16 protein-coding genes are annotated in these 15,786 nt (G+C 51.1%); 5 read left to right on the top strand and 11 right to left on the bottom strand.

Going from position 1 to position 15,786, the window contains the following annotated elements:
- Positions 1–451 precede the first annotated feature (451 nt).
- A complete protein-coding gene (locus AC56K1_RS12065; protein ID WP_497158084.1) occupies positions 452–691 on the bottom strand; it encodes a hypothetical protein in 240 nt (79 codons plus the stop codon).
- A 390-nt stretch (positions 692–1,081) separates the two neighbouring features.
- On the opposite strand from AC56K1_RS12065, the gene AC56K1_RS12070 reads away from it, so the two are divergent.
- Positions 1,082–2,245 carry a GNAT family N-acetyltransferase gene (locus AC56K1_RS12070; protein ID WP_497158085.1) on the top strand — a complete coding sequence of 388 codons (1,164 nt, stop codon included), beginning with the start codon at positions 1,082–1,084 and terminating at the stop codon, positions 2,243–2,245.
- Positions 2,246–2,905: 660 nt separating this feature from the next.
- On the opposite strand, the gene AC56K1_RS12075 is transcribed toward AC56K1_RS12070, so the two are convergent.
- The gene (locus AC56K1_RS12075; RefSeq protein ID WP_497158086.1) at positions 2,906–3,241 is read right to left on the bottom strand and encodes an H-NS histone family protein; all 336 of its coding nucleotides are present in this window, start codon (positions 3,239–3,241) and stop codon (positions 2,906–2,908) included.
- Positions 3,242–3,381: 140 nt separating this feature from the next.
- Here AC56K1_RS12075 and AC56K1_RS12080 point away from each other — a divergent pair, with 140 nt between their 5' ends.
- Entirely contained in the window at positions 3,382–4,008 is a 627-nt protein-coding gene (locus AC56K1_RS12080; RefSeq protein ID WP_497158087.1) for a tyrosine-type recombinase/integrase, read from the top strand.
- Between the two features lie 391 nt (positions 4,009–4,399).
- On the opposite strand, the gene AC56K1_RS12085 is transcribed toward AC56K1_RS12080, so the two are convergent.
- From AC56K1_RS12085 to AC56K1_RS12100, 4 genes are all read right to left on the bottom strand, one after another.
- Positions 4,400–4,837: a hypothetical protein gene (locus tag AC56K1_RS12085; RefSeq protein WP_497158088.1), complete on the bottom strand. Its 438-nt coding sequence runs from the start codon at positions 4,835–4,837 to the stop codon at positions 4,400–4,402.
- Positions 4,838–4,912: 75 nt separating this feature from the next.
- Complete coding sequence (locus tag AC56K1_RS12090; protein ID WP_497158089.1) at positions 4,913–5,581, bottom strand: hypothetical protein; 669 nt, start codon at positions 5,579–5,581, stop codon at positions 4,913–4,915.
- Between the two features lie 79 nt (positions 5,582–5,660).
- A complete protein-coding gene (locus AC56K1_RS12095; RefSeq protein WP_497158090.1) occupies positions 5,661–6,551 on the bottom strand; it encodes a hypothetical protein in 891 nt (296 codons plus the stop codon).
- Between the two features lie 1,147 nt (positions 6,552–7,698).
- Positions 7,699–8,088: a hypothetical protein gene (locus AC56K1_RS12100; protein ID WP_497158091.1), complete on the bottom strand. Its 390-nt coding sequence runs from the start codon at positions 8,086–8,088 to the stop codon at positions 7,699–7,701.
- Between the two features lie 69 nt (positions 8,089–8,157).
- On the opposite strand from AC56K1_RS12100, the gene AC56K1_RS12105 reads away from it, so the two are divergent.
- Entirely contained in the window at positions 8,158–8,397 is a 240-nt protein-coding gene (locus tag AC56K1_RS12105) for a helix-turn-helix domain-containing protein (RefSeq protein ID WP_497158245.1), read from the top strand.
- A 298-nt stretch (positions 8,398–8,695) separates the two neighbouring features.
- Here the strand turns inward: AC56K1_RS12105 and AC56K1_RS12110 are convergent, their stop codons facing one another.
- From AC56K1_RS12110 to AC56K1_RS12130, 5 genes are read right to left on the bottom strand one after another with little or no spacing between them, the layout of a single operon-like run.
- Entirely contained in the window at positions 8,696–8,923 is a 228-nt protein-coding gene (locus tag AC56K1_RS12110; RefSeq protein WP_497158092.1) for a hypothetical protein, read from the bottom strand.
- A gap of 44 nt (positions 8,924–8,967) precedes the next feature.
- Complete coding sequence (locus AC56K1_RS12115; protein ID WP_497158093.1) at positions 8,968–9,570, bottom strand: hypothetical protein; 603 nt, start codon at positions 9,568–9,570, stop codon at positions 8,968–8,970.
- Positions 9,554–12,004 carry a hypothetical protein gene (locus tag AC56K1_RS12120; RefSeq protein WP_497158094.1) on the bottom strand — a complete coding sequence of 817 codons (2,451 nt, stop codon included), beginning with the start codon at positions 12,002–12,004 and terminating at the stop codon, positions 9,554–9,556. The genes AC56K1_RS12115 and AC56K1_RS12120 overlap by 17 nt, the downstream gene beginning before the upstream one ends.
- Positions 12,001–13,566 carry a hypothetical protein gene (locus AC56K1_RS12125; protein WP_497158095.1) on the bottom strand — a complete coding sequence of 522 codons (1,566 nt, stop codon included), beginning with the start codon at positions 13,564–13,566 and terminating at the stop codon, positions 12,001–12,003. The genes AC56K1_RS12120 and AC56K1_RS12125 overlap by 4 nt, the downstream gene beginning before the upstream one ends.
- A gap of 32 nt (positions 13,567–13,598) precedes the next feature.
- Complete coding sequence (locus tag AC56K1_RS12130) at positions 13,599–14,945, bottom strand: site-specific integrase (protein WP_497158096.1); 1,347 nt, start codon at positions 14,943–14,945, stop codon at positions 13,599–13,601.
- Here AC56K1_RS12130 and AC56K1_RS12135 point away from each other — a divergent pair.
- Together AC56K1_RS12135 and AC56K1_RS12140 are read left to right on the top strand one after the other, a co-directional pair.
- A complete protein-coding gene (locus AC56K1_RS12135) occupies positions 14,925–15,176 on the top strand; it encodes a hypothetical protein (protein WP_497158097.1) in 252 nt (83 codons plus the stop codon). The two genes, AC56K1_RS12130 and AC56K1_RS12135, sit on opposite strands and share 21 nt — an antisense overlap.
- Complete coding sequence (locus AC56K1_RS12140) at positions 15,098–15,517, top strand: Hsp20 family protein (protein WP_497158246.1); 420 nt, start codon at positions 15,098–15,100, stop codon at positions 15,515–15,517. The genes AC56K1_RS12135 and AC56K1_RS12140 overlap by 79 nt, the downstream gene beginning before the upstream one ends.
- The last annotated feature ends 269 nt before the right edge of the window (positions 15,518–15,786 follow it).

Genomic DNA, 15,786 nt, shown 5'->3' on the forward strand with positions numbered 1-15,786 from the left:
CGGTGTCAGACGGAAGTTGTAGTGAACGTAGTTTCGTCTCGCTATTCCTACGCAAGGTCCGCGTACAAACTCCGGAGTACTGCGTCGCCTGCGTCTGAATTCGCAAGCAGGTAACTACCGCTCCAGTTGTCCCATCCGGCAGAAATCTCAAGTTCCGCACGTAGAAACGACGGACATACACCTTCGTCAAGTCCAGCGACAATGGTCCCCTGCCTAGAAAATCCGAGTTCGTTTTCAAGTTTGGCGCACACCTGCTGGTATGCCACGGAATCGTAACCGCCGAATTCTAGGACCACGTGTCCGTTCGCGGCGATGTACAAGGATGGGTTCATAGCTATCCGTTTATGGCTGAGCTCACACAACAATCCATTTGCGCCGCAGGTCCGCTTCTGGCCAAATCCGGCCATGAGCTCAGCAGAGCAGGTCGCCAAGGCTGAAAAATCGTAGACTATCACGAAGGACAGGAACCGACCCGGGCCGGAAATTCAGCAGCGGACTCGAAACCGACGCCTTCGTTTACATCAGCACCTTCTGTGGACGGGTCATCAGGACTAAACGCTGCGGTAGGATTGTCCTTGTAGCGACCGACCGTCTGCCGTGGCGATGCATATGATGCAAAATTGAAATGTTTAGTACAAGTCAAACCTGACTTGGCGCCATTGAATTTAGTGAGAGCAATAGAGAGCAGCATGTGCTTTGATAATTATCAATCCCCTTAATGGATCACCGGTAAAAAAAGCTCGTAACATTTTATAATTTAGCAAACTCAAGTGGTCTTGGCCCTTTGAAACAACATTAGAGCCGCCTAACTCTGCAGGCGACAAATAAGATGTACATCTTGTGCGCGCCTATTCTAGGCACGCTGGTTTCATTTCCCTGAGGCAGGAGTCCAATTCACCTCAACTTCCACCATGTAAGCGACTAGCCTAAATTCGCTTTAGTCACGATCCTCAACAGTGCGTTGCACTTCTCCTATGCATCGAACCAACAGTTCCGAACGACGTTAATTTTCCCGAATGCGATAGCTGAACGCGAGCCGACCTTCCACCACCGCAATCCAAACCTGCAAGTGGGGACGACCATGACAGATTTTTCTGCAATAAATATTGACGTTCAAACTGTGAAAGATCTTGTTAATGAGAACCGACCCAAGACAGCCAATACTGGAGCCGACGAGGAAGTAGCTTTCTACGAAGGATGGATTCCAGATTTCGTAGAAGGTGAGTTGGAGAGGCTGTATTGTAGCGTGATGACAACTTTAGCGCGCTTCTCAATCTATAACGCTGCTCCGGATGCAAGCACCTACGTTGTTCGTCGAAGCGGCGTTGTGCATACTCTGATTTTATTCAGACGTGAACGCCGCTATGTCAAAGTTTATAATGAACAAATAAAATTGGATCAAGCGGATATTGCAAATTTCGTGAATCGAACCCTTTCGCGGTACCCATCGGTAACCCGTGTATCCTTTTATGCGATTGACTCGGAGACCGACGCTATTCCCTATCCTCTCATGAAGTTTGAGTGTCTTGAAGACATCGTGCTTCCATTACCCGAAACCGAAAGTGAATATTTTGCCTGCCTGGAGAAACATACACGAGCTAGTATCAAGCGACGGCACAAAAGAATCTTGCACGACTTCCCTTCATTTCGCTTCGATGTAGTTAGTAAAAATACAGTCACGTTGGAGCAAATCGAAAAGATAATCAGTTTCAGCCAAGCCAGAATGCTTGCAAAAGGGGAGACATGCTACCATACTAAGCAGTCAACAGAAAAACTAGTTAGTTTAATCAGAAAATATGGGGTAGTGTGCCTTGCTGTCATCGATGGGCGCCTCTGCGGCGGGGTCATTGGGCATCGCCTGGGAACACATCACTTTGCGCAAATAGCTGCACATGATCCCATGATGGATCCATACGGTTTAGGCATATTGTGTAATTATTTAGGCATTTGCTTGGCGATTTCAGATGGAATTAAATTGTTTCACTTTGGATGGGGACGTTCTGATTATAAATACCGACTCCTCGGTAGAAATCGGAACCTTTTCCGCATTGACATTTATCGCAACCAGATTTCTAAGTTGACGCACATTAATCATATTTTTCGTACGATTCGAATAACGAGAATACGTCACTTCAAGCTATGGCTATCGAATATCGAGCATGGAGAAAATCCAAGTACTAAGCGTATCGTCGAAGTCATCAAATTTTTAAGGAAAATCAAGCGAAAATTCATTTTGAAGAATTGACTGAGGACAGTTCATGAAAATAAACTTCCGCTCACATAATTGATTGCCAACCCTACGATTACTTAGCGAGGTTAGCGACTAATCCAATCACGACGGTTCCGAAGCAGCTTACTGTGCTCAGAAAGGAATTTGCTGCCATTAGCATTATCGTCCGATCAATACAACCAGCCGAAGCAGCTTCTGGATGCTTGATTGACAATAACGGCTTGGATAGCACCCTGCTTTTTCCAATTTATTTATACCTCATGCTTGCACGCGAGATGAATGAGGCAACCTCGCGAATCTCGAAGTACGCCGTATACGTCTGGTTTTGGCTGAGTGCAGACCTTCGCACCTCGCGCACCTAAGCGCACGCGCCCAACCTTATGCGGCATTGATCTACGTCATGGTCGCGACAGACGAGTTCTCTATCATAGACCGATGACTACGCAACTTGAACCCAACCTCCACCGCAACGCTAGGTTGCTGGTCGCTGCAGTCCAGTTACGGAAGACGCATGGGCTGCTTTACGCCATGCGATTCCTCGAGGATCACGACTTCAGCAATGTAGTCATCTGGGAAGTACTGAACCTCATCCCACCTAGAACAGTGGGAGAGGTCCCGCAGCACTAAGCGGCGTGAAAGGGCGCAGTCGGTAGGAGTGAGGTCAATGCGGTGCTCTTAGATTCGGAAGTCGTCAATTGACTTTCCGCCAGCGATGCCTTCTGCAATCCACTTTGGCTGACGCCCGCGACCCGTCCATGTTTGAGTTTTGTTTCCTGGATTTTGGTAGCGTGCCTGCACCTTCTGCCCTTTCCCTTTTCCTTGTTTCAGCTTCTTGTCGCCGGTAGCTAGCAGTTCCTGAACCGATACACCAGCCTCTTGGGCAATCGCCAAAATCTGCTCGCGCGCCTTCTGCAAGTCTTGGTGTTGGCGACTCTTGATTTCCTTTTCAATGTCGTGTTGAAGACCCTTTAGTTCGCTGAGGTTGTAGCCTGACAGATCGATGTTTGCCATTGATTAGATCCCTTAAAGTTAGTGTATCTTTTCCAGTACTGCTTTCATTCTACTATGCGACCAACGTTGGCTTGACTGCGGATGTAATGTCCTGGACTAGCTAGCGTCAAAATCGGACCTTGCTCACTGAGGAGGTCATCATGAACACAACTAGCGCCACCACTTGCCAGCGCGTTCCATGGAACAAAGGACGTCTGATCGGTCAGAAGCTTCCCTTGAAGTTTAAGGAAATTTGGGCCATTAGGATTCGACTGCAGCTCGCGGAACGTTTGAGAGATCTTGCGCTGTTTAATCTAGCAATCGACAGCAAGCTCCGCGGTTGCGACCTGGTCAGTTTGAAGGTCAACGACATCGCTCAAGGTGGCAACATATTTCACCGTGCGATTGTCATGCAGCAGAAGACCCATCGGCCTGTTCAGTTCGAAATTACAGAGCAGACTCGTCAGGCACTTCAAGGCTGGATCGCAAGCCGTGAGCTCGCATCAAGCCACCATCTGTTCCCAAGCAGATCGATGAACACCCGTCACCTGTCGACTCGTCAGTACGCACGTACTGTCGTCAAGTGGGTCAGATCCATCGGTCTAGATCCAACGGCGTATGGCACTCATACGATGCGACGAACGAAGGCAACATTGATCTACCGCCGCACGAGAAATCTTCGTGCTGTACAGCTGCTTCTCGGCCATACTAAGCTAGAGAGCACAGTGCGGTATCTCGGCATTGAAGTTGACGATGCACTCGAGATCGCTGAGCAGACCGAGGTCTGATTTACGCTAGAGCAACTGTTTGCTCAGGACGGTTTGGAAGTGGTTCTCAGTGAGGGCCGCTTTCGGCCATGAGCGGACCTTCACTACCCCTAGATACCTGCTGAGAGATAACGATGATTGTTGAAGTGAGCGCGAAGTTGATGCGCCGGCATTTGGCGAGGATACCAGCTTGTTCTTGGACAGCGGCCGGATGCGGCATGACTTTGATCAAGAAGTACACCGAGAGCTATTAGTCGTCGGCCCCGTAATTGCGTACTTAGATCGAAGGAATGACTGAACGCTTGTGGACCGCTGCGGACAAATTTAGCAATTCCCGCATCGGGACCGCAACTGTCATCTTCTCGTCAAACTGGAATACCGTTACAGGACAGTTTCCGTCATCAAAGGAGCTTTAAATCGTCCACGACTCAAGAAATGCCGATTCGACATCATGATTTGCTAACTGGCGAAGCCCGAGGACGAAGTTGTCAATCAAAACCGGTTCAGTTCTGAAATAAAAATCTGCATGCGTAAAAACGCTCCTGCCTAAAAACATGCAAGGCTCACCCCGAGTAGTAATTGACAGAGCCACCCGAGCATTAGGCATAGTTTCGAAACTCAAGCGACCCGCACCGCCGGCAAGACCACCATCCATGTCACCAAACGAAATATCAATCTTTTGACCAGATAAAGTTGAGTCAAGCATCTCCAAGCAATCAGCATTCTGCAACAAAACTTTTGGAGTCAAATAAACGAAAAATGAATGTGACAAGCCTTCGGCATTGACTTTCAGATAGAACTGACTAAAACCTTCATCTCGATTAATTTCAGTAAGCCAAAATCCGAACATTTTTCACCTATAGAGCTAACAACACACCAAAAACTGAGGCCTTAGGCCTCAGATCCAACGAAGCTTCAGCTCCTTCTAAGACTTGATTCCAATGCAGCCAGCTTCAAATGAGTTCTTGAGCTTAACCTGCTCGACCGCTTTTGTCAAATGGTTGTACATGTAATGCATCGTATGTCTTTTTCGCGCAGCGAAATATCCAGGAGCTTCGCCCGTAATATCAACTGTGTCGCTGATTTGATATTTTGTCCAATTGCCACCCGAATAAAGCGGATCTCCGAAATCAGTCATGATTGGAATACCAGCTGGCTCACCATTCGCGTGTATGACTGCCACTTGAGACTCCACCCATAACTGCTCAGAGAGGCATCCAGGCTGCCGACCAGGAACATCCGCTTTGCCACGTGTTCCATCGTCATACCAAAACGGTGTATATCGCCCATTGCCATTTCCTCCGCTTAAAGGGATTACTGGCATTTCTTCAATGAAAATCTCAAAATATCCGTTCTCGCTCGGAAGACGCTGTCCGGTAACGATAACCGTTTGAATCTCGACCTCAGGGCAGGTCATTGTGATGTATTCACCCTTGCTCTTCTTGACCTTGACTTCTTTCTTTACACTTGTTGAAGAGCTGAAGCTCGTCAAAGGTGACGATACTCTCTCTGGATTTAATGTTATGTCACATTGTGCGCTAGCGAATCCAGAGACCAGCATTAGCCAAAAAGCTACCATGAATGATTTTTTCATACTTTTCCTTAGTGTAAATATTTACCTGCGAAAAGCCGCTCTTCCCTTCCTGCCGCCACAACAACCTCTGTGAAGTGTATTAAAATGGACTTAAAATGGATGAATTCGCGCCTGGGCAACCAAAGGCTATCTGCTGTCCTCTAGACAATGAATCTGGGCCTAACTGACCCGCGACTTTCTGAAAAAAATCTTGAAAGCCAGTCATCGAACTCAACGTTTTTACATTCGCCTCCTGAAGCGGCAGCATGTAGGCATATGTCATCGTCGAATCGCGCGTTCCAAATAGCCCGGTGTAGTAAGCCCTAGTCATAAACAAAAAGGCTTCGGCAATACCGGCCTGCGCTGCCTCTCTACCATATTGCTCGGATTTTTGCTGAAGGTATTTTGCTGCAATAACAGATTCGTTACTGTTGAGTGACTGCAGTATGTTTATGTGCGTCACTGCATTAATTGCGTAGACATACTTCGCATGAGCTGATCCTTGGGAGGCACCGGCTTCAAGTATGGAGAATCGATTACGAACAAGTGACTCCGGCAATGGGGCGCAATTTGGATTGCCTGATATTAATTCATCCCTATTTTCATATACCTTTTTTCGACTAAAGCAACCTTCGATAATTTGAAAAAGCGCTATCCCTGCCCGCGTATTACCAGATGAAATTAATTCGGTGAGGTTTGACGGGGATGCGAAATACTTCTCATATAACTTGTTAACCTCCGCTTCTTCTGCCTGAATCGAAAGGATTGGAGTCTGTGCCAGTTTCATGTCTGGATTCTTAAGGAAACATTTTTTCTGCTTGTCCAAAGAATGAATTTCGTTTCCTTGGGAAACGCTTGGCAAATCGGGCTGCTGCGCCTGAATTTTTAATGGGATGGCCGGTTCATTTGAAAGGGAAGGTGGAAACTGAAAAAGCAAAACAGACATAAATATCACAAACCCAACACCCGCATATAAAGCCTTGTTCTTCATATATTTTTCATTGATAACGTTCGATTGGCTCGAGGCAGAGAAATTTGATTCGCCAAGCACAAACTAATCCTTGAATTCCAAATTCTTCGAAGGCCGGATTTTGTTCTAATTCAGAGCGTTGCCGAGCCGATGCGAAGCAAATCTCAACACGTTAGATCGTTTCATCAAAATTTTTTTGCCCGATTGTTGGTGCGATATTACACAGAAATCACGCTCGTACGCTTGGGGTAGTAAAATTATTTACCTCGCATAGAAAATTAGGACCTAGCAAAAACAATTGAACACAATCAAGATGTAATATCTATTAATCTTTTCGTACAAGTCATGTTCTGACTGTGTACTACAGGAAGGTAGTAGCTGAATTGACGAAGTTGACTCTAAAGAGTAATCGCGCGCCCAAACTGAAGACGTTCAATGACCATCGTGGCTCACGGATCGCTGTCCATCTGGCTTAACATGTAGGCGAGCTTGCGTTGCCAGCCGAGCCGCAGGCATGGGTATAGCCATATTTTTAGTGACGAATTGATGCAGTTATGTCCGGGCCTTAACATGCCTAATAAGACTTCCTATTTGCTCCGGCAACAAGAACTCCGTAAACTACGCCGATGTCGGCTATCCGCCAGGATGGAACCTTGCTTGAAGCCGTTTCGCCTGAACAGGGCATTGTGCCGACGTTTAGGCAGCTTGCTCAAGGGGCGGCTTGGAACGATGTTGTTTCCTTTGGCTTCGAATGCCAAACATGCGGTAAAGCGTTCCGCCTTCACGCAGAGACGTACCACGGATCAGGCGGATATTGGGAGCCCGTGTGAGCGTTGGGATCGTCTGCTTTGGGTCGTTTGCGGACGTAGACAGCCTCAGCGCGGGCGTCAAGATCGCGGCCGTGTTCGCGGCCAGCAAGATGCCATAGCCCGAGCATTTTTACCTGAAGTCCTCTAATCTCTCATCACCACTCACCTGCTCAATCATCATCTATTGCCCAAAGGCAGACGCCCGCGTGTCAGGGATTGCGCGGCGCTGATGGGGATCTTGGTCCGCGTCAAGGCTGCAGTACCGTGGGAATATCTACCGCGTGAGCTCGGCTACGAAACCATTACGACTTGCAAAAGTCGCCCTCACGATGAGTGCGATTAGCTGTCTGCCAGCGTGTTCATGAGGCCGCCTTGCGTCGGCTGCGTGGGCTCTTAGGGGAATGGAAGATAGTCTTTTTGTCAGCCGCTGGAGCTAAAGCAACACCCCACCGCCTCAGCTTTTCCATTGCTAATTCCATTCGATACAGTCCCAAATAGTCAAAAAGCTTCTCATCTGACATCACAATCGCGCCTGATGCCAATTCTTGACTTAGCAAATGCAGCACCAGGTCCACAGGAATACGCACGAGTTCGAAGTCTGCTTTCTCATCAGCTTGAATTATTCGCTCTGCTCCCTGAAGTGCGGTATCTAGCCAACGGTCGGTCAAATTTGACGGTAGCGCGGCAGAGGGTGAGCTGTGTAGTACCTCATGCGCAAGTTGAGAACGTAGGCTGATCGAATTGTTCACGAGGCTCCCCTGAGGAAATGAGGCGTAGATGCCGTGGTCTATTTTGCCCCAAAACCTAATGATTGGGGGATGAGACTTGGCGGATATGAAAATTTTGAGGAGCTGGTGGCAATTGGTGCGGCCATACGAACTCGTCGGCGGAACCAGGGAATATCTCAAGAGCAACTTGCTTATATGGCTGGGATCGACCGAAGCCATATGGGGAAGATTGAAAGAGGGGAACGCAATGTAAGTGTGTTGAACCTCATCCGCATATGTACCGCATTAGAGGCTCGTGCGTCGGAACTGCTAGCGGCTGCAGACTGCTAAGCTATGCGTTCGACGATACAAAACTGCCGGATGATTCCGGATTAAGGCCGCAGCCGTCGCAGAGACGCCGCATGAATACGCTGCCAAGCGCCGGCATATATTCGTCGTGGAGTCGATGCCAGCATATCCTTCCACTGCCGAAGCCGAGTTCGCGCAGCAGATATTCCCACGGTATTCTAGTCCTAAGCACGCACAGGCTTTGGTCAGCGTCGATAGATCTTCTTCACCTGCGCCTCCGATGATGCAGACCGGCGCGGGTCCCGCCGAATAACCTCCACTGGATTAGCAACTCGTGGCATCAGGACGCCAGGTCTTCAGGCTGACGTATCAGCGCAGGCCAGATTGTCTCGTATCTCAGGATTCGTGTAGAAGACGTCGCGTTCAGGCCGCACTCGCGTGCCACCCGGCTCACAGAAAAAGTGCCCTGATACACGTAGGGCTTGAAATCGGCGATTTCAGTCTGACAATCAAGGAAGCGGTTCGCATTGGCGATGCCGTCCATCACACCATTGCTTTGATCACCCACGGGTCGCCTTTCTTCGTGCATGTGCCATAAGTTCGTCTCCCGAATTAGTCATCAGTGGACTCCGAAGCTGGGCGTTCGATCGTTGCATCAGATGGTTTCACCGCCTTGCGTCGGGGGGAGGTAGCCTTCTTGCCTACGAGTGAGAGGGCCATTCCGGGGTTCGGCCGCGGATCATTGTTGTCTTCCACAGTTTGCTCGGCCATGGACTCCACCACCCGGTGCAGTGGAGTCCGTATGTCCAGCAAAGAGTGGGCCTCGTCATATTGTTGTGCCCTTATCTTGGACAGTTGTTCACGCAGGACCAGATTTTCGGCTTGCAGCTTGGCAATAATCAGCCGCAGGCGTGAGCGCGGGTTATCTGCGTACTTGGGGGCTTTCTCCTTGAGCATTCGTTTCTGGATGTTTTCAGCTTCGTCGAATGCGATCGCAATAAGTTTGTCGCCGCTCCACTCCTTCTGCGAAAGAGTGTTGCGGTGGAACTTGACGCCGTAACGTCGGTTGACCTGCTCGATGACGTTCTTCCAGTTGACCTCGATTCCGGCATCCGGGAACTGTCGAACCATATTGGCGATCTTTTTTGCCAAGTCCTGTGTCAGCGTTTCCTTGCGCCCGGCCTTGCCCTCGGCTTGCTTAAGCTGCTTCGTCATATCCCGCTCCTTCATCATCGTCGCCATCTAACAGATGGCGCTCGTCCTGCAGGCCCAAGTTTGCTGGAGCCAGTTCGGGATTTTGCTGATAGAAGAGCTCACTTTGGCGGTGCATCTCCTCGCCGCTGCCGAAATGCGCCTCCATGGCAAGCTCGTGGCCGGGCGCAGCATGCCGCTTGGGATTCTGGTACTTGATCAGTGCTCCGGTTGGAATCTCGGGGTCATCCAACCTCTTAACTACACCACGGGCGACGAATGCTTGCTCAAGTTGGTGCCTAAAACTAATGTCGCGGATCTGGTCCTTGATTTCGTGGAAACTGTCGATGAGCTCATTGGCCATTGGCTGCGGGTCAAGCCCGTGCTGGACCAGCGTCATCAAGTGAGCGTCGAGCATCTGAGGGTCGTCGGCGATGCCTCTGTTGCGTGCCGTGATCAGGGCCTGCAGCTGATTGACAATGCTTCGGTTTGTCAGATTGGCTTCCTTGCGCCATTCCTCATTGGTTGGCAGATGTCCTTTAACCGTGCGCTGCTCATCGCATGGAGTACATACGTAAGAGCGGCATGGCTTTTCGTGGTGTTGATGCACGCATGCACCGAACCTCGTCGGGTACAGGATAAGGATTTGCCCGCCTGTACGTGCCACGGGGCGGCCCTCGGTAGCTTTACACACCGCTTCCATGCTCGTGACCGAAATTCCCTGTCCATGCGCAACCACTATTTCTGTAGACAACCCATATTGAGAGGCCTGTTCTTCTAGCTCTTGTAGACTTTCGCTAAGGTCCGTCAGTTCGCTCGGAAGGGGCGTGGCAGCTTGCTCTGCCTTTTGTTCATCCGATCTGAGGTCATACGCCTGTAGTTGCCCGAGACGCAGACGGTTGGCCCACTTATTGATCAGGACATCGCTCAACCGTTCGCGCGCCGCAAGTGCCTGTGTGGTTAGCCACCGTCGTGGGTCGTGCGAATTTAGGTAGCAATCTACCTCGTTTCCGCCCTGGCTCATCCTAAGACCAAGCCTGACGAAGATGCTGGGTTGCCTATTTTTTTGGGACTTGAGCCGAGCCCGGATCATCTCGTCGCTTAATGCTTGCGGCGCGTAAGGCGTAATGTTCGCATCCACGAGCACGAGCATCTCGCTTAAGAGGCCGTCATAGTGATTTATGAGCGTTATCCTACGCATTCTAGCCATGCGTTCATGCACCTCTTTCAATAGATATGCCTCCACTGGCTCCCAAGGCAGGGCTATGATTTCGCCCGCTCTCATACTGTCTGGATTACTGGGCCGGATTGTATCGATCTTTAAAACCTCGGCTGGCACCCGGCCATCCTTGGGGTCGACGATATGGCTCCAGTAGTTTAAGGAGATACCACTTAGTTGATTACGGCTCGGCTCCCCAGTTGACAGGTTGACGATCTGCCAGAGTGAACGTCTGGAGACAGGCTTGCCTCGAAGGTGTTCAAGTTCGCGCGGCAGGTATAGCTGTTGCGGGTGTTGTTCGTACCATGTCGCGAGCATGCGCGAGCGCTTGCCCCCATCAAGCAGGATCTGCCAGCATTTTTCTACCAGCGCGATCATGAAGTTCAGGATTGGCTTAGGCGACCACTCAGCGCCTTTGCTCCCCTTCATTAAGAGCAACTGATGGGTGCTGTGCATAACGCTGGTTTCACGGTCATTGGAACGTTTCGCGTAGTCCTCGATCGTGAATCGGTCGCTGATTTTGCAGCTCAGCGCTTCGTTAATCCGCGAGGGTGCGCACATTAGTATGTTGGTTAATGCGACGGCTGAGCGGTCAACTTGGTCGAGTCTTTCGTCGTCCAGCAACATTGCAGAAGTCACTTCTGAGAACGCTTCTATTTGCCGGTCCAAAACCTCAGCTTTTTCGAGCTTGAAAGTCTTTCTTCGGTCACGCGTCAATTTCTTCAGCGTTCTCTTCGTCTCAACGCTCGGTTGCCACATGAACCGATCTACGACGCCCTCCCGAGCCAAATAGTCGAGATTGGTAGTAAGGGCGCTGAGTGAAGAATTCGTAGCAGTTGCAGACCCTGGGGTCGCCTCGTGTACTGCCTTGGATTCCATTTCTAACAGGTGATCGCGTCGCAAGGCTGCGAGGTGGACAGGGAGTGCCAGATGGGATGCGAGCAAGCGCCATGGCAACTCCAGTCCACCCCAAGTTGCTTTCTTACCTTCGAGTACAACTAAGGCGACCAGGCACCGTAGGGCAAGCAGATAGCCCTTGTCCCAGCCAGCGAAGGAGGCGATTGATGCACCGAACCGCACGTCGCACATAACCGTTTTGTAGCGTGTCCTGAGTGGCCAGATGTCGGCGTCGAAATCGATTTCTGGCCAACGCTGCCTCATGTCCTCTCGAAGCCTGAGGGCCAAGTTTTGTAATGCAGTCGTGCGCCTAACGAAATCCAAGTCGGCTGTTTGATTCATTTAAAACCCTTCATTGGCACGGTCGAACTCATGGCAGCACGCTTGAGCTCGCATACATTGATGACCGTGCGAATACGGTTGGCGATGTGCGAATAGCGCTTCACATCGGTCTGCCGTTGCAACCCTCCGCCAAGAGCGGAGTTGATTTCTTCAGTGATTAGGTCAAGGTTGATGTTGTGGTCCGCGTCGTAGGCAGGTTTGAAGCGATGACAGTCGTAACAGCTAAGCGGTGCGTACTCGCAGATTCGACGGCGCCCGCACGCGCCCGTAATTTCATGCCGTATCCGATCTGTTGAGTGCGAGACGATACGACTTTCGGGATTGATCGGGTCGTTCGTAGACACGAACTCCTTAAAAACTGGGAAGTGATTTATGAAAGCGTCTTCCATCGAGTCGCTGAGTTCATCGATCACCCCCTCGAAGATTAGGTCGACGTAGACCCGTGCGGTATTGGTAGTGGCATGGAGCAAGACTGCTGCAATCGTACCCGCTGAGCACCCAGAGATGGCCAATTGGGTGGCCATTGTGTGCCGCATGGCGGTGCAGGTTAGGCGCTTGCCGGTGAGGTTTTTGAGAGGCTCGACATACGCCTCTGTAAAGGCAGCGCTATTAGGATACATGCCAAGTCCGGATGCGGTCTCTTTCTCAATTCGTTTGTGGCGCACCACTGGGAATAGCGGCAGGTCACCTACCGTGTAATTTGAAGACTCGGCCAGTTCTTTGCTGAGCGTGGCGTTCTTGCTTTCCACGAGATATCTTAGACGACCGACTACTGCTTCCCGTTGCTTTTCGAGCAGTTGCCCGACTTCCCGGTGAATTGACACCGCTGCCTGAGGTCTAGTCGCTGTTTTCGCCTTAGGGATTGTGAGTGTAAGGAAATAGGACTTGACACCGCCGCTGATGTCCACGCGCAGATCCTTGCACCTCAAAACCCTGTAGGTTTCTGGTCGTGCAGCCCTACTAAGCATTAGGCGGCTAAAGGCGTAGCGCGCGATGCTCAACTCGCCAGTCTCATAGGCTGCCTCAGTAACATTAAGAATTTCTACGAGTACTGAACGGCTCATTGCGGTAGTAAGCACCGACTTTCGGAGTCGAGCCCATTGTCCTTCGTCATTGGACCTCGTTGGAAAGTCACCAAGATGCAGATTAGGCGCGAAGAGTACTGCGTTGTCGCTGTTCTCGGTGTAGAAGGCTCTGAGCGTCTTTAGGTAACTGCTCGGCACCTCGTTTTTGATCGCTGAAAGGCCTAGGAGGAAGACTGAGTCGATGCGCTCAAACACGACTTGGGAAAGCAACTCTTCCTTACAAACCTTGGCGAAGTGATCTTGGCAAAGCACGGCCACGCGGTAAAGTTTGAACGATGTGTCCTTGATACTTTTTGTCTTGATCTTTAATCGCATATTGACCAGCACCTCTTTAAACGCAAGCAGGAAGGTGTGGCTGTAGCCAGTAGACAATGGCATCAGATCGAAGGAGGTTGTCGTTTCGAAGGCATGCTTACCCTCGCCGAGAGTTTCGCTTAGCCTCCACCGTAACGGTTCATCGTCGTGCCACTCGATCATCGCATTACCGGCCGGCTGTCTCGCTACACTCATTAGGAAATTCTCTTAGTTGCGTTCTTAGCAATCGCCGCATCAGCTAGCAGCGCTTCCAAGAAGTCGTCTACTGTCAAACTAGCCTCATCGCTCATTGCCCTCCGAGCGTAAACCCTTGGCATGCTGCTCTGTTCCGACCAGCCGAACCGCAACTTCATCAGGTCTTCCACGACTTCGCCCTGCAAGCGCGGGATCTTGCTTGAGTAGAAGAGCGTCGCCGCAGAGTGCCGCAGTAAATAGGCGCTGAAGTTGTATTTCTCGCCTTCAAGGTACGGATCGTTTTCATCCTTGGCCAGCATGCCAAGTCGCTGCAGGCCAATGCCGGCGCGTTTGAAAACCGTAGAGATCGTTGAGCGGTCCCCGATCGCCCCGCCATGTTCAGCGAGGAACAGGAATCCCTCGCTTTTGTTTCGCAGGGTACGGCCGGTAATCTCCTGCCTCTCGCCGTCGATGTAATCCCGAACCGCCTGGGCTGTTGTTGGCCAGATAGATATCATGCCCTCGGAGTTGTAGTTCTGACGGCTCCGAGTGCCTTTTTGCACGGGCGTGGCAGTGGAGAGACGCTTGGAGCGCCTAGACGTATTGTCCTCAATCGCGATGTGGCCGCGTGCTTTGCCGCCGGGCCACTTAAAATTCGCGAGGGCGATATTTCCTATGGCGCCGGGTCTAATTCCTTCAGCGGCCAGAAGGACCATAGCGCGATCCCGCATGAGGTTACTGCCGGGCCGGCCGCTATCGGTCAGCAATATGTCCTCCGGCCTGGAGTAGACCGCCGCATAAACTTCTAAGAACCTTCTGGTCGGTACCGACCTGATCCTGTGTGGATGTAACGACTTAGTGCCAGCCACTGCCCGCTTAAGTTCCTTCGCGCATAACTCGTACGCGCGCCGCAGTGCCTCGATCACGGGTGATGCCAAGGGAATGCGCGGCTCCAGCACCTTTTTGTGATACCAGAGCAAGAAGTCTGCGATCTGGAAGAGTTGCTTGACTGCCGTGTTCGGCTCCACAGCCCCCCGGATCCGAGTAGTGTCCTTGTTTTTCTGTGCCGATGCGATCAACCGCACCGTGCGATCAGACATAGCCTCAATCTGCTCAATGGGGTAGAACACGAGTTGATAAAGAGCTTTCTTCTCTCCCTCGGTCAAGCAACAGGCCTCGAGCGCGCGGGATGCAATATCAATGTCAAATGCGTCGACAAAGCGACTGAAAACTCGTAGCCCCCGCGCCGCCGCGATCACCGTGTGTGGGTTGTCATAACTGCTATTGAGATACAACGTGAACGGCACATGCACCACCCCGTCATCAGTAGTCAGGAGGATGCGTGAATGAGCCAGTTCAATCTTCATTTTTGTGCAAAATCAGGTAAATTCAACGGCATAAAAAATCAATATACCAAAAGTGCAACATATTTGCATCAGAAATTTTTAAATCATTGTTTAGAAAGGTATATTTGGATTGGAGTGCAAACCGGGGGTGTCATTCACCATGACGTTCCGCCATTGGTTTCGATCGCCTGGCCAACCTGCTCGAGCAGCGCGGCGAGCCAAGCTACCCGCCGTACAACATCGAACTGGTGAGCGAAGACCAATACCGCATCGTGATGGCCCTGGCCGGCTTCACCCGCGACGAAGTGGAAATCGTGACCGAGCGCGACACGCTGCACGTCACCGGCCGCAAGCAGAAGGACGAGACCCAGCGCACCTTCCTGCACCGTGGCATCGCCGCCCGCGATTTCGAGCAGCGCTTCCAGCTGGCGAACCACGTGAAGGTCACCAGCGCGTCCTTCGACAACGGCATGCTCACCATCGAACTGGTGCGCGAAGTGCCGGAAGCCTTCAAGCCGCGCAAGATCAACATTGGTGACGCCAACGGCAATACCGGCAACGTCCAGCAGCTGGAGCAGCGCGACGCAGCTTAAAGCAGGGCAGTAGTATGAAAGAGGGCGTCCTGCGGGGCGCCCTTTTGACGATGGGTTAGCGGTCTTTCGCAGGGTGGGCAGGTTTCCAGGTGTTCGAATCACCGTAATGAACACGCGCCGTGTTTATTCCCCGTTCGTTGAACGCGCGGTCGGCAGAGCCGACCACCCTACGTTAAGGCCAACCTAAGCCCCAAGCTTGCCAGCTTAAGCATGGTCTAAGCCAGCCTTGCGAAGATACACCCATCGATAGACACCATCATCGGTCAACC

Source organism: Telluria sp. ZB4P37, assembly GCF_059685855.1.

Coding starts and splice junctions, on each gene's coding strand:
- AC56K1_RS12095 (WP_497158090.1), bottom strand. CDS start 6,551: ATGAAGAACAAGGCTTTATATGCGGGTGTTGGGTTTGTGATATTTATG.
- AC56K1_RS12120 (WP_497158094.1), bottom strand. CDS start 12,004: ATGAATCAAACAGCCGACTTGGATTTCGTTAGGCGCACGACTGCATTA.
- AC56K1_RS12080 (WP_497158087.1), top strand. CDS start 3,382: ATGAACACAACTAGCGCCACCACTTGCCAGCGCGTTCCATGGAACAAA.
- AC56K1_RS12115 (WP_497158093.1), bottom strand. CDS start 9,570: ATGACGAAGCAGCTTAAGCAAGCCGAGGGCAAGGCCGGGCGCAAGGAA.
- AC56K1_RS12125 (WP_497158095.1), bottom strand. CDS start 13,566: ATGATCGAGTGGCACGACGATGAACCGTTACGGTGGAGGCTAAGCGAA.
- AC56K1_RS12105 (WP_497158245.1), top strand. CDS start 8,158: ATGAGACTTGGCGGATATGAAAATTTTGAGGAGCTGGTGGCAATTGGT.
- AC56K1_RS12090 (WP_497158089.1), bottom strand. CDS start 5,581: ATGAAAAAATCATTCATGGTAGCTTTTTGGCTAATGCTGGTCTCTGGA.
- AC56K1_RS12135 (WP_497158097.1), top strand. CDS start 14,925: ATGAGCCAGTTCAATCTTCATTTTTGTGCAAAATCAGGTAAATTCAAC.
- AC56K1_RS12130 (WP_497158096.1), bottom strand. CDS start 14,945: ATGAAGATTGAACTGGCTCATTCACGCATCCTCCTGACTACTGATGAC.
- AC56K1_RS12085 (WP_497158088.1), bottom strand. CDS start 4,837: ATGTTCGGATTTTGGCTTACTGAAATTAATCGAGATGAAGGTTTTAGT.
- AC56K1_RS12075 (WP_497158086.1), bottom strand. CDS start 3,241: ATGGCAAACATCGATCTGTCAGGCTACAACCTCAGCGAACTAAAGGGT.
- AC56K1_RS12065 (WP_497158084.1), bottom strand. CDS start 691: ATGCTGCTCTCTATTGCTCTCACTAAATTCAATGGCGCCAAGTCAGGT.
- AC56K1_RS12070 (WP_497158085.1), top strand. CDS start 1,082: ATGACAGATTTTTCTGCAATAAATATTGACGTTCAAACTGTGAAAGAT.